The sequence below is a fragment of the Streptococcus mitis genome (genome assembly GCF_946188695.1).
Taxonomy (GTDB): Bacteria; Bacillota; Bacilli; order Lactobacillales; family Streptococcaceae; genus Streptococcus; species Streptococcus mitis_DF.
This window is the reverse complement of record NZ_CAMHWI010000015.1, coordinates 12,280-33,864: the sequence shown is the minus strand read 5'-3', so window position 1 is coordinate 33,864 and position 21,585 is coordinate 12,280. Positions and strand designations below refer to the sequence as shown.

Here is a 21,585-nt window from a genome sequence, read left to right as displayed (position 1 = left end):
AAGCCAAATCCGATTGGATCTGACTTGATTATCATTGTCTGTTAGATTGTATTGGCTGCCCAGACACTTACAGATCTTTCTGAGACAGGGAATTGTCCATAACCTTCTTCATTAATTGTAACTTGACCTTGGTGGTTGCCAAGTAAGTCTACAAAGGTTTGGTTAACCCATTCTTGGCCGACAAACATTGACCTGCTGTTTTCTTGGTCATTTGAGATCAAGACTACGATTGGGGATTGATTTTCAGCACCTGAACGTACCCAACCGATACAGTTTGCGTCATCAAAGTAGTCTGTTTGTTCTCCATAGGCCAAATCTTTTCGGATGGCTAGGAGGCGGTCAAGGACTTCTTTGAAATCTTGTTGAGCATACTGCCCTGAAATACCATAGTAGTCTCCGTAAAAGACACATGGAAGTCCATTTTGGCGTAATAGAATAAGGGCATAGGCTGCTGGCTTGAACCATTCTTCAACAGTCGACTCAAGGGCTTGTCCTCGTTGGGTATCATGGTTGTCGACAAAGGTTACAGCCTTGTCGGGCTTGAGTTCAACCAAGCTATCTGTAAAAATACCACGAAGGTCATAGTTGGAACCAGCTCGGCTAGCATCAAAGAGATTCTGGTGGAGTCGAACATCGACAAGGTCAAAGCGTTCTTCTGTTTTTTCAAGATAATCTAGATTGGCTTCCTTGTCTGGGTTCCAAAATTCACCAAAAACGTAGAGATCGTCACCGTATTTTTCCTTCATATCACGGATGAAATTGCGCATAAAGAAAGAGTCGATATGTTTGACGGCATCCAAACGGAAACCAGCAATACCAGTTGTTTCCATGAACCAGTCGGCCCAGTCATAGATATTTTTGATGACTTCAGGGTGTTTAAAGTCTAGGTCGGCATACATGAGGTAGTCGTAGTTACCGTTTTCGTTATCGACCAATTCCTCGTTGGCCCAGCCCTTGTTGTCTCCTTGAATGAGGTAAATCCCAGACTTACGGCGTTTGGCATCGTAGTCTGTACCTGTGAAGTGGTACCAGTGCCAGTGGAAGTCATTGTAGGTATCTTGGCGACCATCGAAGGTAAAGCTAGTCCATCCATTGATGGTGAAGGGTTCTCCAAGTTCCACTGTACGGTCTACAGGGTCCACTTCGATAACCTGAAAGGCTTCCATGTGATCGGCCGCAGCCTTGTGGTTGAGAACTACATCGGCCATAGGCTGAATTCCCTGTGCTTTTAGAGCTTGAATGGCTTGAAGATAGTCTTCTTTGAAACCATACTTGGTGCGGACAGTCCCTTTTTGGTTAAACTCTCCAAGGTCAAATAAGTCATAGACCCCATAGCCTACATCTTTTTCATTGGTGGCCTTGAAGGCTGGTGGCATCCAGACGTGACTAATCCCCAGATCAGCTAGGTGTGGAGCATCTTCAGCAAGACGCGTCCAGTGCTGACCGTCGTGGGGCAGATACCATTCAAAGTACTGCATGAGTGTTTGATTTTTCATTGTTTTTCCTCTTACTTGTCAATCTTGTTCTTTATTCTATCATAAAGTATCTCTTAACGCAAACGTTTGCGTAAAATAGAAGAAAACTATTTTAACGATTTAAGATAAAGTGTTGATTTTTTTGTATCAAAGTGCTAGTATAATAGTATGTAACACAGATAAAGATAGGAGTTGTCCCATGATTGAATTTCAAAATGTTAGTAAGTTGTATGGTGATAAAGAGGCCTTGAGCAATCTCAATTTGCAGATTGAAAATGGGGAGATTATGGGCTTGATTGGCCATAATGGGGCTGGAAAATCGACTACAATAAAATCTCTAGTCAGTATCATTTCGCCCAGCAGCGGTCGTATTTTGGTAGACGGTCAGGATTTATCGGAAAATCGCTTGGCTATTAAACGAAAGATTGGCTATGTAGCAGACTCGCCTGACTTATTTTTACGCTTAACAGCCAATGAATTTTGGGAATTGATTGCTTCATCCTATGATCTGACTAGCTCTGACTTGGAAGATAGTCTAGCTAGGCTATTGAATGTTTTTGATTTTGCTGAAAATCGTTATCAGGTCATTGAAACTCTTTCTCACGGAATGCGTCAGAAAGTCTTTGTCATCGGAGCACTCTTGTCTGATCCTGATATTTGGGTCTTGGACGAACCCTTGACTGGTTTGGATCCCCAGGCTGCCTTTGATTTGAAGCAGATGATGAAGGAGCATGTGCAAAAAGGCAAGACAGTCTTGTTTTCAACCCATGTCCTAGAGGTGGCCGAGCAAGTCTGTGATCGGATTGCCATTTTGAAAAAGGGGCATTTGATTTATTGTGGTAGCGTAGAGGACTTGAGAAAAGACCACCCAGACCAGTCTTTGGAAAGTATCTACCTTAGCCTTGCTGGTAGAAAAGAGGAGGTTTCAGATGCGTCTCAAGGTCATTAAAAAATTAGTTGATATCAATATCCTCTATTCATCTCAAGAAGCTAATCTGGCTAATCTACGAAAGAAGCAAGCTAAAAATCCTGGGAAAAAAGTAAATGTTTCCGCTAGAGTCCTAGGTTCTTACATTTTTTCCAGTCTCTTGATGCTCATCATGTTTATAAATATAGCCTTTCGTTTTCCTTTTGAGGAAATGCCCGTTTATTTTAGTTTTATGGTTGCTATTTTACTAGTGATTGCCTTTTCAACTTCTTTAACTGCCTTTTACAATGTCTTTTATGAGAGTAAGGACTTGGTATCGTATAGGCCTTATGCCTTTAAAGAATCAGAGATTATAATTGCTAAAGGACTGTCTGTCCTCTTGCCAGCTCTGCCTGGAATTATACCAATCCTAGCTTATTTTCTAGTCCTCTACATTAGGCTAGCACCTTCTCTTTGGCTGGGTTTGCCTTTGATGCTACTGTCCTTGGCTCTATTATTTGTTTCTGTGGCTCTAGTGATGGTAGTGGCAGTGCATTTCTTGGCTCAAACTGCGCTTTTTAGAAAGTATCAGTCTATTTTTTCGAATGTGATGATTGGGATAGGAGTTCTCACACCTTTAATATTTGTCTTCTTTCTACAGTCGACTTCTAGAGGTATAGGTGATCAGACTAAAGAAATTCCACCTCTTCTTTATCCTATTCATATCTTTTACAAAATAGCAGTGGAGCCTTTTTCGACAGAAGCCATCCTGGGTCTGCTCGCTTGGATAGGACTAACACTCTTCCTGCTTTACCTGACCAAAAAGAAGGTTTTGCCTCGTTTTTATGATGTGATCCTACTTAATAGTGAGGAGAAGGTCAAGAAAGAACGTCGCAGTAAGGAGGGGCTTTCAACTACTAAAAAGGGCTTTTTCCGTATGGTTTTACGCTACCACCTCACCCTTTTGGGACAGGGGACTGGCGTGATTACAGTGCTTTTTACAAGTGCTTTCCTTCCTTATCTCATGATGATCGGTCTGATTTCCAACATCCGAGATTCTCAGATAGTTCCAGACATTCATCCTCCATACTGGTTACCCTTGTTTTTTATAGGTCTCTTTCTAGCTGTTGTCAATAACAATATCACCAGCCTGCATTCAATTGCCTTATCCTTGGAGAGGGAAAATGTTGATTTTCTGAAGAGTTTACCCTTTGACTTTGCTCGCTATGTGAAAGTGAAATTTTGGATTATATTTGCTGTCCAGTCCTTTTTACCAGTTCTGACTTTACTTGGTCTTTCTCTATATTTAGGCTTGCCCATCCTTTCGATGATTTACCTTATTGTGGCCTGGATCTTTGCAAGTATCATCCTTTCTTGCCACCATTACCTTAAGGACGTTAAAAATCTGTCAACCAATTGGAGTAACATTACGGACCTGGTGAACCGTTCAAATCGTATAATAGCAATAGTTTTACTCTTAATTTATAGTGCTATCTTAATGATTTTAGTCATAGCAAGTTTATTCTTGGTTCGGTCTCTCTCCCCTATCCTTGCCATTAGCTTGGGAGTAGGAGCTCTTATCCTCTTGTTTGCTCTTGCTATTTTTGGTTATCATTACTACCTATCACGCATATTGGTAGAGATAGAAAAAAGATGAGATAGATGGTTACTTGCTTGATAAATTTTATAAAAAGAAATGAGGCTGAGCAAAAAACCACTTCTAACTATCAAAAAGCGAGTATTTCCGTAGATGGAGATACTCGTTTTTCTATGCCATTTTTCTTATCATAAGAACAAAACGACTAGAAATTTATAACAATGTATAAATCCTACAGCACCAATTGCTTAAATTTTGGACTAGATTTTATCTATGATATTTTGAAGATTAATGGAGCTTGAGATGTTTGCTATTATGGATAGTGTACAAAGTAAATTGTTACTGGCGAGCTCTCTCATGCTTCTGGGGCTGCCTTTCATCTAGTTATTCTTATAAAAATCCGTTTTTATACTAAATGAAAAACAAAGAGCAAACTAGGAAGCTAGCCTCAGGTTGCTCAAAGTACCGCGTTGCAAATAAAGCTGATGTGGTTTGAAGAGATTTTCAAAGAGTATTAGACTAATTCCCACTTTGGTAAGTCAAGTGGAAGTCACTTTGAGAAGTTACGGAAATTGTCCCTATTTGTAAAACTCTGATAAGTCTTGGCTGATTTGCTAGAAATGTGGTATAATTTTTCTTATGGAAAAGATTATTATTACAGCAACCGCTGAAAGTATTGAACAAGTTAAACAACTGCTCGAAGCTGGCGTGGACCGTATCTATGTTGGCGAGAAAGATTTTGGCCTTCGTCTGCCAACAACCTTTAGTTATGACCAATTGCGTGAAATCGCTAAGCTGGTTCATGATGCTGATAAGGAATTGATTGTTGCAGTCAATGCCCTCATGCACCAAGATATGATGGACCGTATCAAGCCTTTCCTCGATTTCTTGGAAGAAATCAAGACAGATTACATTACAATTGGGGATGCAGGCGTTTTTTACGTAGTCAATCGCGATGGTTATTCATTTAAGACTATCTACGATGCTTCTACAATGGTGACTAGCAGTCGTCAGATTAACTTCTGGGGACAAAAGGCTGGTGCCTCTGAGGCTGTGTTGGCGCGTGAAATTCCATCAGCTGAACTTTTCAAAATGCCAGAGATTTTGGAAATTCCTGCTGAAGTTTTGGTTTACGGTGCTAGTGTTATTCACCATTCTAAACGTCCACTCTTGCAAAACTACTATAACTTTACGCATATCGATGATGAAAAAACGCGTAAACGTGACCTCTTCTTGGCTGAGCCAAGTGACCCTGAAAGCCACTATTCCATCTTTGAAGACAATCATGGTACCCATATTTTTGCCAACAATGACCTTGATTTGATGACCAAATTGACAGAATTGGTAGAGCATGGTTTTACTCACTGGAAATTAGAAGGTCTCTATACACCTGGTCAGAACTTTGTTGAGATTGCCAAACTCTTTATCCAAGCGCGTAGCTTGATTCAAGAGGGCAACTTTAGCCATGACCAAGCCTTCTTGCTGGATGAAGAAGTTCGCAAGTTACACCCTAAAAACCGTTTCCTTGATACAGGATTTTATGATTACGATCCTGATATGGTTAAATAAAGTAAATGGATAGTTGAGAGAAGTAAGATGCAAATATTTCTTCTCTCAATTTTTCTTATTCTCCAATATTTTCAAAAAAATAAGTAGGCTAGGATGATCTGTTTGCTGGGATTTTTAAGAAAGGTAACCTTCTTGAGTTTGAAAATTATCCTATGTTTGCAGGTGCCAAATGGCCCTTTTTTTGGTATAATTTTTTATAATGAAAACGATTGGTAATCGCTATGTTGTGGTGGATTTAGAGGCAACTAGCACAGGTAGTAAGGCTAAAATTATCCAAGTGGGAATTGTTGTGATTGAGGATGGAAAAATCGTCGATCACTATACGACGGATGTCAATCCACATGAACCTTTGGATGCTCATATCAAAGAACTGACAGGACTGACTGACCAACGTCTGGCGCAAGCACCTGATTTTTCGCAAGTTGCCAGAAAAATCTTTGACTTGGTGGAGGATGGGATTTTTGTAGCCCATAATGTTCAGTTTGATGCCAATCTCTTGGCGGAAAATTTATTTTTTGAAGGCTATGAACTAAGAAATCCTCGTGTTGACACGGTCGAATTGGCCCAAGTCTTTTTCCCAGAACTGGAAAAATATAGTTTGCCGATTTTGTGTCGAGAATTAGGAATTCCTCTAAAACACGCCCACACAGCCCTTTCAGATGCCCAAGCTACTGCGGAATTACTTCTTTTTTTACGAGAAAAGATGGCCCAAATTCCTAAAGGACTCTTGGAACGCTTGCTGGAAATGGCTGACGCTCTCTTATATGAGTCCTACTTGGTTATTGAAGAAATTTATCGAAACCAATCTATTCTGACTTCTTTTGACTTGGTCGAAGTTCAAGGGCTATATTTCAAGAAACCTGCAGCTCCCAATGAGCCACGAAAATTATCTCAAGATTTTTCTAAAAATATTTCTTTGTTGAACCTTGAAGTGAGGGAGGAGCAAGAACGTTTTGCTAAAGAGGTCGGTTTGCTATTGAAAGATGAGCCTGTATCATTAATTCAAGCGCCGACAGGAATTGGGAAAACTTATGGTTATGTCTTACCCGCTTTGTCCCAAATGGAAAATCGTCAGATTGTCCTTAGTGTTCCGACAAAGATTCTTCAAAATCAAGTCATGGAAGAAGAAGGTAAACGTCTCAAGGAAGTATTCCATACAGATATTCATTCTTTAAAGGGACCACAAAATTACCTGAAGTTGGATGCCTTTTATCGTTCCTTGCAGGAAAATGATGAAAATCGTTTATTTAGACGCTTTAAAATGCAACTCTTGGTTTGGCTGACAGAGACAGAAACCGGGGATTTGGATGAGATTGGTCAACTCTACCGTTACCAACATTTTCTAAGAGACCTTCGTCATGATGGGAATTTATCATCCAAGAGCTTATTTATGACGGAAGATTTTTGGAAACGTAGTCAAGAAAGAGCAGAGACTTGCAAGCTTTTAGTGACCAATCATGCCTATCTTGTAACCAGACTTGAAGATAATCCTGAATTTGTCAGCGACCGTTTACTGATTATTGATGAAGTCCAAAAAATTTTGTTGGCCCTAGAAAATCTGCTTCAACATACCTACGATATCCAGTCTATTATTGATTTAGTTGATAAGGCTTTGGTAGGAGAAGAAAATAGGATTCAACAACGAATATTAGAAAGTATTCGCTTCGAGTGTCTTTACTTGATAGAACAATTTCAGTCTGGAAAATCTAGGAAAAATATCTTAGATTCTCTTGCTAATCTCCACCAGTATTTTTCAGAATTAGAAGTAGAAGGCTTTGAGGAACTGGTCCGCTATTTTACGGCTGAAGGTGATTACTGGCTTGAAGCAACTGAAACGAGTCAGAAGAAAATTCAGATTTCTTCTACAAAATCAGGTCGTATTCTTCTATCTTCCTTAGTGCCTGATTCATGCCAAGTCCTGGGAGTGTCGGCTACTCTTGAGATTAGTCAGAGGGTTTCTTTGGCAGACCTTTTAGGCTATCCCGAAGCCAAATTTGTTAAGATTGAAGCTTGTAAAAAACAGGAACAAGAAGTGGTCTTAGTCAAAGATTTTCCCCTGGTAACAGAAACCTCCTTAGAAGTTTATGCCCAAGAGGTGGCTGATTTGCTGATGGGAGTTCAAGCTTTCCAGCAACCGATTTTAGTTCTCTTTACTGCTAAAGACATGCTTCTAGCAGTATCGGATTTACTTCCAGTTAGCCATCTGGCCCAGTATAAAAATGGCGATGTTCATCAGCTTAAGAAACGCTTTGAAAAAGGAGAACAACAAATCTTGCTTGGTGCAGCAAGTTTCTGGGAGGGAGTTGATTTTTCAAGTCATCCTTTTGTGATTCAAGTTGTACCAAGACTTCCTTTCCAAAACCCTCAAGAGCCCTTGACGAAAAAGATTAATCAGGAACTGAATCAAGAAGGGAAAAATGCCTTTTATGATTATCAATTGCCAATGGCCATTATTCGTTTAAAACAGGCTTTGGGAAGAAGTATGAGACGTGAATACCAACGTTCCTTAACCCTTGTTTTGGATAGGAGAATTGTCGGAAAGCGATATGGCAAACAGATAGTAGCATCTCTAGCAAAAGAAGCGACTGTTAAAACCGTCTCTCGATCCGAAGTTGATGAGGCTGTTGATAAATTTTTAAATGAACTTTGATAAATAGTATTGTATGAAAGTATAAGGTTAGTATATATGAAACGTTCTCTCGACTCTAGAGTCGATTATAGTTTGCTCCTGCCAGTATTTTTTCTACTGGTTATCGGAGTGGTGGCTATTTATATAGCCGTTAGTCATGATTATCCAAATAATATTCTGCCCATTTTAGGGCAGCAGGTCGCATGGATTGCCTTAGGGCTTGTGATTGGTTTTATCGTCATGCTCTTTAATACAGAATTTCTTTGGAAAGTGACCCCCTTTCTGTATATTTTAGGCTTGGGACTCATGGTCTTGCCGATCGTCTTTTATAATCCAAGCCTAGTTGCATCAACGGGTGCCAAAAACTGGGTATCAATAAATGGAATTACCCTATTCCAGCCGTCAGAATTTATGAAGATATCCTATATCCTTATGTTGGCTCGTGTGATTGTCCAATTTACAAAGAAACATAAGGAATGGCAACGTACAGTACCTTTGGATTTTTTATTAATTTTTTGGATGATTGTCTTTACCATTCCAGTCCTAGTTCTTTTGGCACTTCAAAGTGACTTGGGGACGGCTTTGGTTTTTGTAGCTATTTTCTCAGGAATCGTCTTACTATCAGGAGTTTCTTGGAAAATTATTATTCCAGTATTTGTGACTGCTGTAACAGGAGTTGCTGGATTCTTAGCCATTTTTATCAGTAAGGGTGGCCGGGCTTTTCTCCATCAATTGGGGATGCCGACCTACCAAATCAATCGTATCTTGGCTTGGCTCAATCCATTCGACTTTGCTCAAACAACCACTTACCAACAGGCTCAAGGGCAGATTGCCATTGGGAGTGGTGGCTTATTTGGTCAAGGGTTTAATGCTTCGAATCTGCTTATTCCAGTTCGAGAGTCGGATATGATTTTCACGGTTATCGCAGAAGATTTTGGCTTTATTGGTTCTGTCCTTGTTATTGCCCTTTATCTCATGCTGATTTACCGTATGTTGAAGATTACTCTTAAATCAAATAACCAGTTCTACACCTATATTTCTACAGGTTTGATTATGATGTTGCTCTTCCACATTTTTGAAAATATCGGCGCTGTGACGGGCTTGCTTCCTTTGACTGGGATTCCCTTGCCTTTTATTTCGCAAGGAGGATCGGCTATTATCAGTAATTTGATCGGTGTTGGCTTGCTTTTATCGATGAGTTACCAAACCAATCTAGCTGAAGAAAAGAGTGGAAAAGTCCGATTCAAGCGGAAAAAGGTTGTGTTAAAACAAATCAAATAAGGAGAAAATCATGGTAAAAGTAGCAGTTATGTTAGCTCAGGGCTTTGAAGAAATTGAAGCTTTGACAGTTGTGGATGTTTTGCGTCGTGCTAATATTACTTGTGATATGGTAGGATTTGAAGAGCAAGTGACAGGTTCGCACGCAATCCAAGTAAGAGCAGATCGTGTCTTTGAAGGGGATTTATCAGACTATGACATGATTGTCCTTCCTGGAGGGATGCCTGGTTCTGCACATTTGCGTGACAATCAGGCCTTAATTCAAGAATTGCAAAATTTCGAGCAAGAAGGGAAGAAACTGGCAGCTATTTGTGCGGCGCCAATTGCCCTTAATCAAGCAGGGCTATTGAAAAATAAGCAGTACACTTGCTATGATGGCGTTCAAGAGCAAATCCTTGATGGTCACTACGTCAAGGAAACAGTAGTAGTAGATGGTCATTTGACAACCAGTCGAGGCCCCTCAACAGCCCTTGCCTTTGCCTACGAGTTGGTGGAGCAACTAGGCGGAGATGCAGAGGGTTTACGAACAGGAATGCTCTATCGAGATGTCTTTTGTAAAAATCAGTAAAACGGGAGTCAAACTCTCGTTTTTTATGTGGAAAACTCAGGGAAATCATCGCTTTTTTCATAAAAAAATGCTATAATGAAGGGTATGAAATATCACGATTATATCTGGGATTTAGGTGGAACTTTACTGGATAATTACGAAACTTCAACAGCTGCATTTGTTGAAACATTGGCACTGTATGGCATCACACAAGATCATGACAGTGTCTATCAGGCTTTAAAGGTTTCTACTGATTTTGCGATTGAGACATTCGCTCCCAACTTAGAGAATTTTTTAGAAAAATACAAGGAAAATGAAGCCAGAGAACTTGAACATCCGATTTTGTTTGATGGAGTTTCTGACTTATTAGCAGACATTTCAAATCAAGGTGGGCGTCATTTCTTAGTTTCTCACAGAAATGATCAGGTCTTGGAAATTTTAGAAAAAACCTCTATAGCAGCCTATTTTACAGAAGTAGTGACTTCTAGCTCAGGTTTTAAGAGAAAGCCAAATCCTGAGTCCATGATTTATTTAAGAGAAAAATATCAAATTAGTTCAGGCCTTGTCATTGGTGATCGGCCGATTGATATCGAAGCAGGTCAAGCTGCAGGATTGGATACCTACTTGTTTGCCAGTATCGTGAATTTAAGACAAGTATTAGACATGTAAGAAAAAGGAATAAGATGACAGAAGAAATCAAAAATCTGCAGGCACAAGATTATGATGCCAGTCAAATTCAAGTTTTAGAGGGCCTAGAGGCTGTTCGTATGCGTCCAGGGATGTATATCGGGTCAACCTCAAAAGAAGGTCTTCACCATCTAGTCTGGGAAATCGTTGATAACTCAATCGATGAGGCCTTGGCAGGATTTGCCAGCCATATTCAAGTCTTTATTGAGCCAGATGATTCGATAACTGTTGTTGATGATGGACGTGGTATTCCAGTCGATATTCAGGAAAAAACAGGTCGACCTGCCGTTGAGACAGTCTTTACGGTTCTTCACGCTGGAGGAAAGTTTGGCGGTGGCGGATATAAGGTCTCAGGTGGTCTTCACGGAGTGGGCTCCTCAGTTGTTAACGCCCTTTCAACTCAATTAGACGTTCATGTCCACAAAAATGGTAAAATTCATTACCAAGAATACCGTCGTGGTCATGTTGTTGCAGACCTTGAAGTGGTTGGAGATACGGATAAAACTGGAACAACAGTTCACTTTACACCGGATCCAGAAATTTTCACTGAAACAACAACCTTTGATTTTGATAAATTAAATAAACGAATTCAAGAGTTAGCCTTTCTAAATCGCGGTCTTCAAATCTCCATCACAGATAAGCGTGAGGGGTTAGAACAAACTAAGCATTACCACTATGAAGGTGGGATTGCTAGCTACGTTGAATATATCAACGAGAACAAGGATGTTATCTTTGATACACCAATCTATACTGACGGTGAGATGGATGATATCACAGTTGAGGTAGCCATGCAGTACACAACGGGTTACCATGAAAATGTCATGAGTTTCGCCAATAATATTCATACACATGAAGGTGGAACGCATGAACAAGGTTTCCGTACAGCCTTGACACGTGTTATCAACGATTATGCTCGTAAGAATAAGTTACTGAAAGACAATGAAGATAATTTAACTGGGGAAGATGTCCGCGAAGGATTAACTGCAGTTATCTCGGTTAAACACCCAAATCCACAGTTTGAAGGACAAACTAAGACTAAGTTGGGAAATAGCGAAGTGGTCAAGATTACCAATCGCCTCTTCAGTGAAGCCTTCTCCGATTTCCTCATGGAAAATCCACAGATTGCCAAGCGTATCGTGGAAAAAGGGATTTTGGCTGCCAAGGCTCGTGTGGCTGCCAAGCGTGCGCGTGAAGTTACTCGTAAAAAATCTGGTTTGGAAATTTCCAACCTTCCAGGGAAACTAGCAGACTGTTCTTCTAACAATCCTGCTGAAACAGAACTCTTCATCGTCGAAGGAGACTCAGCTGGTGGATCAGCCAAATCTGGTCGTAACCGTGAGTTTCAGGCAATTCTTCCAATTCGCGGTAAGATTTTGAACGTTGAAAAGGCAAGTATGGATAAGATTCTAGCTAACGAAGAAATTCGTAGTCTTTTCACAGCCATGGGAACAGGATTTGGTGCAGAATTTGATGTTTCAAAAGCTCGTTACCAAAAGCTTGTTTTGATGACCGATGCCGATGTCGATGGAGCCCACATTCGTACCCTTCTTTTGACCTTGATTTATCGTTATATGAAACCAATCCTAGAAGCTGGTTATGTTTATATCGCCCAACCACCAATCTATGGTGTCAAGGTTGGAAGCGAGATTAAAGAATACATCCAGCCAGGTGCAGATCAAGAAATCAAACTCCAAGAAGCTTTAGCCCGCCACAGTGAAGGACGTGCCAAACCAACTATTCAGCGTTATAAGGGTCTGGGTGAAATGGACGATCATCAGTTGTGGGAAACAACCATGGATCCCGAACATCGCTTGATGGCCAGAGTTTCTGTGGATGATGCTGCAGAAGCAGATAAAATCTTTGATATGTTGATGGGGGATAGAGTAGAGCCTCGTCGTGAGTTTATCGAAGAAAATGCTGTCTATAGTACACTGGATGTCTAAAAAATCGGGAGAAGTAGTTCCCTTGGTCTAAAAAATATGATATAATCATTACGATTGTTTCAAGTAAAAAAGGAGTTTAATATGTCTGCTAGCCTAGTAATTTATTTGATAATTGCAGTTGCAGTTTTATTGGTCATTGCTTATGCTATCGCAATCTATGTAAGGAAACGCAATGAAAGTAAACTAGCAATTTTAGAAGAGAAAAAAGAAGAACTGTACAATCTTCCAGTTAATGATGAAGTTGAAGCTGTAAAAAATATGCACTTGATTGGACAAAGTCAGGTGACTTTCCGTGAATGGAATCAAAAATGGGTTGATTTATCTCTTAATTCTTTTGCCGATATCGAAAATAATCTTTTCGAGGCAGAAGGCTACAATAACTCATTCCGTTTTTTCAAAGCGAGTCATCAAATTGATCAAATCGAGAGTCAAATTACCTTGATTGAAGAAGATATTGCGGCAATTCGCAATGCCTTGGCAGATTTGGAGAAACAAGAGTCTAAAAATAGTGGACGTGTTCTTCATACCTTGGACTTGTTTGAAGAGTTGCAACACCGAGTTGCTGATCATTCTGAAGAATATGGCCAAGGTTTATCTGAAATTGAAAAACAATTGGAAAATATCCAATCCGAGTTTTCTCAGTTTGTAACTTTAAATTCGTCAGGTGACCCAGTAGAAGCTGCTGTGATTTTGGATAATGCTGAAAATCATATCTTGGCTTTAACGCATATTGTTGATCGTATACCAGCAATTGTAGCAACATTATCTAAAGACCTACCTGATCAGCTGGAAGATTTAGAAGATGGCTACCGTAAGCTTTTAGATGCTAATTATCATTTTTCTGAGACAGATATTGAAGCGCGTTTCCAACTACTGTATGAAGCTCTCAAGAAAAATCATGAGAATATTGCGAAACTAGAATTGGATAATGCAGAGTACGAAAATACTCAAATCCAAGAAGAGATTAATGCACTTTATGATATCTTTACAAGAGAAATTGCGGCACAGAAAGTAGTAGAAGGTTTAGTAGCAACACTTCCTACTTATCTTCAACACATGAAGGAAAATAATGCTTTATTGATAGAAGACATTGAGCGTTTGAGTAAAAGTTATTTACTTTCTGAATCGGATGCAAGTCATGTTCGTCGTTTACAGTCCGAATTAGAAAGCTTTGAGACTGCTATTATTGAGGCAACTTCAAATCAAGATGAACCAACTCAAGCATATTCAATTCTTGAAGAAAATCTTGAATCTTTACAGGAAAATCTTAAAGAGATTGAAGATGAACAGATTTCAGTTAGTGAGCGTCTTGCACGAATTGAGAAAGATGATATCAATGCACGTCAAAAGGCAAATGTATATGTTAATCGTCTCCATACAATCAAGAGATATATGGAAAAACGGAACCTACCTGGTATTCCACAAACTTTCTTGAAGTTATTCTTTACAGCAAGTAATAATACGGAAGATCTAATGGCTGAATTAGAGCAAAACTTAGTCAATATAGAATCAGTTAACCGTATTCTTGAAATTGCAACGAAGGATATGGAAGAGCTTGAGACGGAAACTTATAATATTGTACAGTATGCAACCTTGACAGAACAACTATTGCAATATTCTAACCGCTATCGCTCATTTGATGAAGGTATTCAAGAAGCATTTAACGAAGCTTTAGATATTTTTGAAAAAGAATTTGATTATCGCGCTTCATTTGACAAGATTTCTCAAGCATTGGAAGTGGCAGAGCCTGGTGTAACCAACCGCTTTGTTACCTCGTATGAGAAAACACGTGAAACAATTCGTTTCTAAAATAATAAAAAAGATTTGGTTTTGTGAGAAGCAGAACCAAATCTTTTTTATTATTTGTCTATAAAATCTTGTATGATAAGATCTCAAGATAAAAAATTGGAGACGATTTAAAAAGCAAGTCAGAACCTATGTTTGGTCTATAAGGTTCAATAGCTTTCTAATCTCTCCAAAATTTTATTTGATTGGAATCGAAATCCCAATTAATTTTTCTGAGTAGAGTGTTTTGATATTGCCCTCATCAATAGAGTCCTTATCAATTTTACGTTTCAAGAAAAACTCTTGGATGGCTTCGATTTCAGTCTCTCGAATAGCACGGTGTTTGTTTGAGATGAGGATTTCATAGTGAAGCGGAGCTTGGGTAAAAATAACATCTGTATTTCCAGCAGAATAGACCTCAACAAGAGTTGCATCTGTACTCTCTAGCTGGCTTTTTACAAGTTGCGAGTGTGAGTTTGTCGTATTGATAAGCTTCATAATATTTCCTCCGATTTTCTAATACTATTATAGCACTTTTTGAATAAAGTCGCTTGATTTAGTCAATCTTATGCTGTTTTTTCCAAGATTGAATGGCCCATTTATGGCTACCACGTTTGAGGTTCTCAATAGCCTCGTCAATAGGGAACCAGGCAATATGATTAAAGTCTTCTAGTGGCTTTTGCACTTCTTTGAAAGAAGTCGCTTCATAGAGGTAAGCAGGATTGTAGTAGTAGGTGTCACGGTGACGAGAGTAGAAATATTCGTCAGCTTGTCCGTAATAGACACCAATTTCAGCTGTGAATCCAAGCTCTTCAATCAATTCACGCTTTAGGGCTTCCTGATGATTTTCACCTGATTCAATTTCGCCACCTGGTAAGAACCAAGCACCATTAGGAGCTTGAACTAAGACTATTTGTTTTTGTTCAGCGTCAGGGATAACTGCATACACCCCATAGCGTGCAACATAGTCTGTATTCACTTTTTTTTCTCCGAAAGTTGGGTTTGCCATTGAATTTTCCTCATTATCTATTATCTTTATTATTATCTTAATGGACAAAGGGCAAGCTGTCAAGAAGAAACCAACGAACTTGTGAAGAAAATCTACTTTAACTTTATCAATATTTGTTGGGGTAAATTCTCTAAATGGACTTCTTTAACTGGTATAATAAAAGGGAGGTGATTTTATGGCAGAATCAAGATTATTTCGTATTCTATATCTACTTTTAGAAAAAGGTAGTACAACAGCTCCTGAATTAGCCCGATTATTTGAAGTGTCTGTACGAACAATTTATCGTGATATTGAGCGCTTGAGTATGGCGGGGATTCCCCTTTATTCGATTCCTGGAAACTCAGGTGGAATTTTTTTAATGAAGGACTTTGTCTTGGATCGCGCTCTTGTGTCGGAGAATGAAAAAATAGAACTGTTGTCTGCTTTGCAAGGGATTCAAGCTCTGACGGATGACAGACAAGACCTGTTACTTGAAAAATTAGAATCTATTTTTCAAGTTTCTACCAGCCCTTGGATAGAAGTAGATTTGACTGACTGGAGAAAGCGAGAAGGTCAAAAAGAATTATTTGATAATATCAAACATGCTATTCTAGAGAAGAGGCGACTGGTTATCACTTATCTAGGTGGGAGTGGTCAGAAAACGATTCGTACAGTTGAACCTTTTAAACTCGTATTTAAAAAGAGAGATTGGTACTTTCATGCTTACTGTTGTTTGAAGGAAGAATGGCGTTTTTTCAAGTTATCTAGAATTAGGAATTGTCACCTAACAAATGAAATAGTGAAGCAGAAAAACGTGATGGATTCCGTTGATAGTTCAGATCAAGTGGCAAATCGAAGTTTCCTTGAAGTTTAGTCCCAAGCTTGCTTTCCGGGTTTATGAAGATTTTTTAGAAGATGAGATTAGCTTGGGCAAAGATGGATGTTATTATGTCAAGACAGTCCTACCAGAGCATGAAAGTATGTATACTTACCTCCTGTCTTATTTAGATGGAGTGGAAATACTCGACCCTGACTATCTGAAGAAGGAACTGCTTTCTAGAGTAGAAAAAATCCAAAAATTTTATAAACCTTGACAAAAGATGTCAGGGTTTTAGTGCTATACTAGAGATAGAAAGGAGAAGAATTAAATGAAATACGAATGGAGAAAAGAAGCGAAAGCTCTTTATCAAATTAAGGCTAGGCCCACCATCTTGGAAGTACCAGGTCAATCCTATATCGTGATAGATGGTAAAGGCGATCCAAATCAAGAAGATTTTTCAGAACGCGTATGAATTTTGTATGCCTTAGCTTATGCGATAAAGATGAAGTATAAAAAAGCTCCTCTGGATGAGGTTTACCATGATTTTACAGTCTTTCCTTTAGAAGGTTTATGGAAAAAGGAGAAGGAAGGAGAACTGGTAAAAAGTGAGCTTTCTTATAGCATTATGATTGGGCAACCCGATTTTATTACGCGAGAACTATTTGAGGAATCTCTGAACGAGGTGATGATCAAGAAGCCAAATCTTCTCTATGAGGCTATTCGTTTTGAAAAAATAGAAGAAGGCCTAAGTCTTGCTATGCTTCATGTAGGACCCTTTGATACAGAAAATGAGACTTTTGCAGATATGGAAGATTTTTGTCAACTTCATAAACTCAAAAGAATTACGGAGTACCACCGAGAAATCTATCTCAATAACCTTCATCGAACGGAGCCAAGCAAATTGAAAACAATTCTTCGCTATCAAGTTCAAGAAGAGAATTAAAAAGAACAGGAGATCTTGTTTCCTGTTCTTTTTATGAGTTCTAATCTTCTATTTCAGAAGTATTCTCTTTGATTTTTTCAGCTTTTTTGGCAGATTTGATTTGAATGTTGCCCTTGCTGGTCATAACTGCCTTTAGGTCTTTTTCACTTGGATTTTCAAGGTAGTAGTCAGTGATTTCGTCCTCAATATAGTCTTGAATAGTGCGGCGAAGTGGGCGTGCTCCCATTTTTGGATCATAACCGAGGTCAACCAACTTTTCCTTGACCTTGTCAGTTACATTTAAATGAATGTTGTTGCTAGAAAGACGTTTGTTAACATCTGCTAGCATGAGCTCGACAATCTGAAGGAGGTTGTCCTTGCTGAGAGCCTTAAATTCGATAATGCCATCAAAACGGTTCATAAACTCTGGGCTAAAGAAGTTTCCGAGTTCACCGAGAACAGAGTTGGTACGTCCTTCTCTAGCAGCACCAAATCCAACGCTGGCTTCTGCCTTACCTGTACCTGCATTTGAAGTCATGATGATGATGGCATCCTTGAAGCTAACGGTACGTCCTTGCCCATCTGTCAAACGACCATCGTCCAAGACCTGGAGGAACATGTGCATAACATCTGGATGGGCTTTTTCCACTTCATCGAGAAGGATGAGAGAATATGGATTGCGGCGAACTTTTTCAGTTAATTGCCCAGCCTCATCGTAACCAACATAACCTGGAGGGGCACCGACCAACTTAGCAACGCTGTGTTTTTCCATGTATTCACTCATGTCAAAGCGAATCATGCTGTCAGCAGAACCAAAAAGTTCAATGGCTAGTTGTTTGGAAAGTTCTGTCTTACCGACACCGGTTGGCCCGACAAAGAGGAAGCTTCCAATTGGACGGTTAGGCGTACCGAGACCGACACGATTACGGCGAATAGCCTTGGCAATCTTATCGACTGCATCATCTTGGCCAATAACATGAGACTTGAGATCTTCGGCTAGATGGATGAGTTGAGATTGTTCTTTCTCTTTTAAATCACCAACAGGGATATTTGTTTTCTGCTCGATAATGTGCTCAATGGTTTTCTCACTGATGATAGGAGTGTCTTGGTCTGTGACCTTTTTCTTTTGCATTTCCTTATACTTGGCAATCTGGTCGCGGAAATAAGCCGCCTTCTCAAAATCTTCCTCTCGTGTAGCTTGAGATTTAAGATTTTCAGCCTCAATCAAGCGTTGATCAATTACTTTAGGATCCACAAAATTCAAGGTCAAGTTCATCTTAGAACCAGCTTCATCTAGGAGGTCAATGGCCTTGTCAGGCAAGAAGCGATCTTGGATGTAGCGATTGGAAAGAGTTGCAGCTGCTTCAATTGCAGCATCGGTATACTGAACGTGGTGGTAGTCTTCGTATTTCTTTTGAATTCCTTTGAGGATAGTGATTGTTTCTTCCACTGTTGGTTCATCAACTTTGACAGGCTGCATACGACGCTCTAGGGCAGCATCTTTTTCAATGATACGGTATTCATTGAGGGTAGTGGCACCGACCAGTTGCAGTTCCCCACGAGCAAGGGCTGGCTTGAGGATATTTCCTGCATCCATATTGCCATCGCCCGCAGAACCAGCACCAACAATTTCATGGATTTCATCGATAAAGAGGATGATATCTTCACGTTTGCGAATTTCTTCCATGAGTTTTTGCATGCGTTCTTCAAATTGTCCACGAATACCCGTTCCTTGAACCAAGCTAACCACATCCAGACGGATGACTTGTTTACCTTGGAGTTTATGTGGAACATCGCCATCAACAATTTTCTGAGCTAGACCTTCGACAACGGCCGTTTTTCCGACACCTGGTTCGCCAATAAGAACAGGATTATTCTTGGTTCTGCGATTGAGAATCTCAATGACACGGATAATCTCATCATCGCGCCCAATAACGGGATCTATATCTCCACGACGGGCAATTTCAGTTACGTTGATACCAAATTCTTCCAGTAGGCCTTTTTCTTGGCTTGGTAGAGGAGTTTGAGCAGGTCCACGATTTTGAGAACCATAACCGCCGTTTCCACCGTAACCTCCACCTGATTGGGTTGGGGGAATTGGAGGAGTATTGTTAGAAGGCCTGAAATTGTTTAGGTCATTGAAGAAATCACCAAAGGGATCAAAGTCACGATTGTTCAGATCCGTCATACCTTTAAAGAGGCTATTGTTAGGATCTGTCTTGATAATCTTATAGCAGTTTTGACAGAGGTCAATTTGTTTTTGTTTTCCATTGAGATTGGTGTAAAGATGAATTGTTGAGTCGTTAATTTTACAGTTTTGACAAAGCATACATCTACCTCATTTCTTTCTTTATCCTGATCTGTTCAAAGGTCAAAAATAGTCAAATTTCTATACTCTCATTATAACAGGATTGGGGTGTAAAGCAAGTAAAAAGATTGAAGCTTTGAGAAGTTGTTACAATGAAAATTTTTGAGATTTTAGGGAATAAAAAAATCCTATTTGTGAGACAAAAAGGATTTTGGTTAGACATGCAGGGTGTAATCCCAGCTTGTTTTGTATTAGTAAAGGAGTTCGTAAATCTCCATTGCAATCAAGTCAATGCTATCAAAAGTATAAGTTTCGCGAGCTTCTACATCACGAAGGGTAAAGATTGATCCATTTTCTTCGTCGTGGCTGTATGCAACTTCTGCAACAACAACTCCTTCGCGTTCAAAATTACGTTTTAAATTTCCGCCGTCTTTTGCCATTGCTTCAAGGCGGTTGATGATTCTAACCAAATGTGATTCCATTTTGATTCTCCTTCATTTCTTATCGTTACTATTTTACCATAAAGGAGGCCAACTTGACTAGAAAAAACTAAGATTTCTCGCTAATTCTACTAGCTTAAAGTTTTTTTGAATAAATCGGATAAAAAGTTTGAATTTTAATTCAATACATGTTATAATCATACAGTATTCTATTTTAGAAAGCAGTGTAACTATGAATTTTTCTTTTTTACCTAAGTATTTACCTTATTTTAACTATGGGGCTGTTGTGACGGTTCTCATTTCTATCTGTGTTGTCTTTTTGGGAACTATTTTGGGTGTTGTCTTGGCTTTTGGGCAACGTTCAAAGTTTAAACCGCTTGTTTGGTTCGCCAACTTGTACGTTTGGATTTTCCGTGGGACACCGATGATGGTTCAGATTATGATTGCCTTTGCCCTTATGCACATCAATGCTCCGACTATTCAGGTTGGAATTTTAGGTGTTGACCTTTCTCGTCTAATTCCAGGGATTTTGATTATCTCTATGAACAGTGGTGCTTATGTTTCTGAGACTGTTCGTGCTGGGATTAATGCGGTTCCAAAAGGTCAGCTAGAGGCTGCCTATTCTTTAGGGATTCGTCCTAAAAATGCGATGCGCTATGTGATTTTGCCACAAGCTATAAAAAATATCTTGCCAGCATTGGGGAACGAATTTATCACTATTATCAAGGATAGTTCCCTCTTATCAGCTATCGGTGTTATGGAGTTATGGAACGGGGCTACAACAGTTTCTACAACAACCTATCTACCTTTAACACCACTTTTATTTGCAGCCTTTTATTACTTGATTATGACTTCTATTTTGACAGTAGCCTTGAAAGCTTTTGAAAAACGTATGGGACAAGGAGATAAGAAATAATGACAGAAACTTTGATAAAAATTGAAAATTTACATAAATCATTTGGAAAAAATGAAGTATTGAAGGGCATCAACCTCGAGATTAAAAGAGGAGAAGTTGTCGTTATCATCGGTCCTTCGGGGAGCGGGAAATCTACCTTGCTTCGCTCTATGAATTTGTTGGAAGAAGCGACTAAAGGGAAGGTTATCTTTGAGGGAGTCGATATTACGGACAAGAAGAATGACCTGTTTGCCATGCGTGAGAAGATGGGCATGGTTTTCCAACAATTTAATCTCTTTCCTAATATGACTGTGATGGAAAATATCACCTTGTCACCTATCAAGACCAAAGGTGAGAGCAAGGCTGTTGCTGAGAAGAGAGCCCAAGAGCTTTTGGAAAAAGTTGGTTTGCCAGATAAGGCAGATGCTTATCCACAGAGTTTGTCAGGTGGCCAGCAACAACGGATTGCCATCGCGCGTGGGTTGGCCATGGAACCTGATGTTTTGCTCTTTGACGAGCCGACTTCAGCTCTGGACCCTGAGATGGTTGGAGAAGTTCTAGCTGTTATGCAAGCCCTTGCCAAGTCAGGAATGACCATGGTTATCGTAACACATGAGATGGGATTTGCCCGTGAGGTGGCAGATCGTGTCATCTTTATGGCAGACGGTGTGGTTGTTGAAGACGGAACACCAGAACAGATTTTTGAACAAACTCAAGAACAACGGACTAAAGACTTCTTGAGTAAGGTTTTATAATCTATTTTAAAATTTCAAGACAAGATTAATGGAAAGCTCG

The 21,585-nt window shown here is 39.5% G+C and carries 16 protein-coding genes and 2 pseudogenes; 13 read left to right on the top strand and 5 right to left on the bottom strand.

Annotated elements, in window-relative coordinates; all coding sequences use genetic code 11:
- Nucleotides 1-41: 41 nt before the first annotated feature.
- Nucleotides 42-1,496, bottom strand: a complete 1,455-nt coding sequence (locus N8L33_RS07150) for an alpha-amylase (protein WP_261059431.1) — start codon at nucleotides 1,494-1,496, stop codon at nucleotides 42-44.
- Between the two features lie 178 nt (nucleotides 1,497-1,674).
- Here N8L33_RS07150 and N8L33_RS07145 point away from each other — a divergent pair, with 178 nt between their 5' ends.
- From N8L33_RS07145 to ezrA, 9 genes are all read left to right on the top strand, one after another.
- Nucleotides 1,675-2,424, top strand: coding sequence for an ABC transporter ATP-binding protein (locus N8L33_RS07145; RefSeq protein WP_261059430.1), 750 nt, complete (start codon nucleotides 1,675-1,677; stop codon nucleotides 2,422-2,424).
- Nucleotides 2,405-4,039, top strand: coding sequence for a hypothetical protein (locus tag N8L33_RS07140; protein ID WP_261059429.1), 1,635 nt, complete (start codon nucleotides 2,405-2,407; stop codon nucleotides 4,037-4,039). The genes N8L33_RS07145 and N8L33_RS07140 overlap by 20 nt, the downstream gene beginning before the upstream one ends.
- Nucleotides 4,040-4,618: 579 nt before the next feature.
- Nucleotides 4,619-5,548, top strand: a complete 930-nt coding sequence (locus N8L33_RS07135) for a peptidase U32 family protein (RefSeq protein WP_261059428.1) — start codon at nucleotides 4,619-4,621, stop codon at nucleotides 5,546-5,548.
- 199 nt (nucleotides 5,549-5,747) lie between these two features.
- Nucleotides 5,748-8,198 carry a bifunctional DnaQ family exonuclease/ATP-dependent helicase gene (locus tag N8L33_RS07130; protein WP_261059427.1) on the top strand — a complete coding sequence of 817 codons (2,451 nt, stop codon included), beginning with the start codon at nucleotides 5,748-5,750 and terminating at the stop codon, nucleotides 8,196-8,198.
- 36 nt (nucleotides 8,199-8,234) lie between these two features.
- The gene (locus tag N8L33_RS07125; protein ID WP_261059426.1) at nucleotides 8,235-9,458 is read left to right on the top strand and encodes an FtsW/RodA/SpoVE family cell cycle protein; all 1,224 of its coding nucleotides are present in this window, start codon (nucleotides 8,235-8,237) and stop codon (nucleotides 9,456-9,458) included.
- A gap of 10 nt (nucleotides 9,459-9,468) precedes the next feature.
- Nucleotides 9,469-10,023: a DJ-1 family glyoxalase III gene (locus N8L33_RS07120; RefSeq protein WP_153193895.1), complete on the top strand. Its 555-nt coding sequence runs from the start codon at nucleotides 9,469-9,471 to the stop codon at nucleotides 10,021-10,023.
- Nucleotides 10,024-10,107: 84 nt separating this feature from the next.
- The gene (locus N8L33_RS07115) at nucleotides 10,108-10,671 is read left to right on the top strand and encodes an HAD family hydrolase (RefSeq protein ID WP_194250516.1); all 564 of its coding nucleotides are present in this window, start codon (nucleotides 10,108-10,110) and stop codon (nucleotides 10,669-10,671) included.
- 14 nt (nucleotides 10,672-10,685) lie between these two features.
- Nucleotides 10,686-12,632, top strand: a complete 1,947-nt coding sequence (gene gyrB / locus N8L33_RS07110) for a DNA topoisomerase (ATP-hydrolyzing) subunit B (RefSeq protein ID WP_049521726.1) — start codon at nucleotides 10,686-10,688, stop codon at nucleotides 12,630-12,632.
- 81 nt (nucleotides 12,633-12,713) lie between these two features.
- Nucleotides 12,714-14,441, top strand: a complete 1,728-nt coding sequence (ezrA, locus tag N8L33_RS07105; protein ID WP_261059425.1) for a septation ring formation regulator EzrA — start codon at nucleotides 12,714-12,716, stop codon at nucleotides 14,439-14,441.
- A 174-nt stretch (nucleotides 14,442-14,615) separates the two neighbouring features.
- On the opposite strand, the gene N8L33_RS07100 is transcribed toward ezrA, so the two are convergent.
- Nucleotides 14,616-14,915: a DUF1827 family protein gene (locus N8L33_RS07100; protein WP_000767199.1), complete on the bottom strand. Its 300-nt coding sequence runs from the start codon at nucleotides 14,913-14,915 to the stop codon at nucleotides 14,616-14,618.
- Between the two features lie 58 nt (nucleotides 14,916-14,973).
- Nucleotides 14,974-15,426, bottom strand: coding sequence for an NUDIX hydrolase (locus tag N8L33_RS07095; RefSeq protein WP_261059424.1), 453 nt, complete (start codon nucleotides 15,424-15,426; stop codon nucleotides 14,974-14,976).
- A 175-nt stretch (nucleotides 15,427-15,601) separates the two neighbouring features.
- On the opposite strand from N8L33_RS07095, the pseudogene N8L33_RS07090 reads away from it, so the two are divergent.
- Both N8L33_RS07090 and N8L33_RS07080 read left to right on the top strand, forming a co-directional pair.
- Nucleotides 15,602-16,499 (top strand): annotated as a pseudogene (locus N8L33_RS07090) (helix-turn-helix transcriptional regulator).
- 54 nt (nucleotides 16,500-16,553) lie between these two features.
- Nucleotides 16,554-17,168 (top strand): annotated as a pseudogene (locus tag N8L33_RS07080) (GyrI-like domain-containing protein).
- 40 nt (nucleotides 17,169-17,208) lie between these two features.
- Here the strand turns inward: N8L33_RS07080 and N8L33_RS07075 are convergent.
- Nucleotides 17,209-19,476, bottom strand: a complete 2,268-nt coding sequence (locus tag N8L33_RS07075) for an ATP-dependent Clp protease ATP-binding subunit (RefSeq protein WP_261059421.1) — start codon at nucleotides 19,474-19,476, stop codon at nucleotides 17,209-17,211.
- Between the two features lie 230 nt (nucleotides 19,477-19,706).
- Nucleotides 19,707-19,937 (bottom strand): DUF1797 family protein, encoded by a 231-nt coding sequence (locus tag N8L33_RS07070; RefSeq protein ID WP_000443570.1) that lies wholly within the window; start codon nucleotides 19,935-19,937, stop codon nucleotides 19,707-19,709.
- Between the two features lie 190 nt (nucleotides 19,938-20,127).
- Here N8L33_RS07070 and N8L33_RS07065 point away from each other — a divergent pair, with 190 nt between their 5' ends.
- The gene (locus N8L33_RS07065; RefSeq protein ID WP_173304346.1) at nucleotides 20,128-20,811 is read left to right on the top strand and encodes an amino acid ABC transporter permease; all 684 of its coding nucleotides are present in this window, start codon (nucleotides 20,128-20,130) and stop codon (nucleotides 20,809-20,811) included.
- Nucleotides 20,811-21,545: an amino acid ABC transporter ATP-binding protein gene (locus N8L33_RS07060; protein WP_173228687.1), complete on the top strand. Its 735-nt coding sequence runs from the start codon at nucleotides 20,811-20,813 to the stop codon at nucleotides 21,543-21,545. Before N8L33_RS07065 ends, N8L33_RS07060 begins: the two co-directional genes overlap by 1 nt.
- The last annotated feature ends 40 nt before the right edge of the window (nucleotides 21,546-21,585 follow it).

Bases quoted from the DNA above. Each gene is read 5' to 3' on its own strand.
- N8L33_RS07150 (WP_261059431.1), bottom strand. From the start codon at position 1,496: ATGAAAAATCAAACACTCATGCAGTACTTTGAATGGTATCTGCCCCAC.
- N8L33_RS07145 (WP_261059430.1), top strand. From the start codon at position 1,675: ATGATTGAATTTCAAAATGTTAGTAAGTTGTATGGTGATAAAGAGGCC.
- N8L33_RS07140 (WP_261059429.1), top strand. From the start codon at position 2,405: ATGCGTCTCAAGGTCATTAAAAAATTAGTTGATATCAATATCCTCTAT.
- N8L33_RS07135 (WP_261059428.1), top strand. From the start codon at position 4,619: ATGGAAAAGATTATTATTACAGCAACCGCTGAAAGTATTGAACAAGTT.
- N8L33_RS07130 (WP_261059427.1), top strand. From the start codon at position 5,748: ATGAAAACGATTGGTAATCGCTATGTTGTGGTGGATTTAGAGGCAACT.
- N8L33_RS07125 (WP_261059426.1), top strand. From the start codon at position 8,235: ATGAAACGTTCTCTCGACTCTAGAGTCGATTATAGTTTGCTCCTGCCA.
- N8L33_RS07120 (WP_153193895.1), top strand. From the start codon at position 9,469: ATGGTAAAAGTAGCAGTTATGTTAGCTCAGGGCTTTGAAGAAATTGAA.
- N8L33_RS07115 (WP_194250516.1), top strand. From the start codon at position 10,108: ATGAAATATCACGATTATATCTGGGATTTAGGTGGAACTTTACTGGAT.
- gyrB (WP_049521726.1), top strand. From the start codon at position 10,686: ATGACAGAAGAAATCAAAAATCTGCAGGCACAAGATTATGATGCCAGT.
- ezrA (WP_261059425.1), top strand. From the start codon at position 12,714: ATGTCTGCTAGCCTAGTAATTTATTTGATAATTGCAGTTGCAGTTTTA.
- N8L33_RS07100 (WP_000767199.1), bottom strand. From the start codon at position 14,915: ATGAAGCTTATCAATACGACAAACTCACACTCGCAACTTGTAAAAAGC.
- N8L33_RS07095 (WP_261059424.1), bottom strand. From the start codon at position 15,426: ATGGCAAACCCAACTTTCGGAGAAAAAAAAGTGAATACAGACTATGTT.
- N8L33_RS07075 (WP_261059421.1), bottom strand. From the start codon at position 19,476: ATGCTTTGTCAAAACTGTAAAATTAACGACTCAACAATTCATCTTTAC.
- N8L33_RS07070 (WP_000443570.1), bottom strand. From the start codon at position 19,937: ATGGAATCACATTTGGTTAGAATCATCAACCGCCTTGAAGCAATGGCA.
- N8L33_RS07065 (WP_173304346.1), top strand. From the start codon at position 20,128: ATGAATTTTTCTTTTTTACCTAAGTATTTACCTTATTTTAACTATGGG.
- N8L33_RS07060 (WP_173228687.1), top strand. From the start codon at position 20,811: ATGACAGAAACTTTGATAAAAATTGAAAATTTACATAAATCATTTGGA.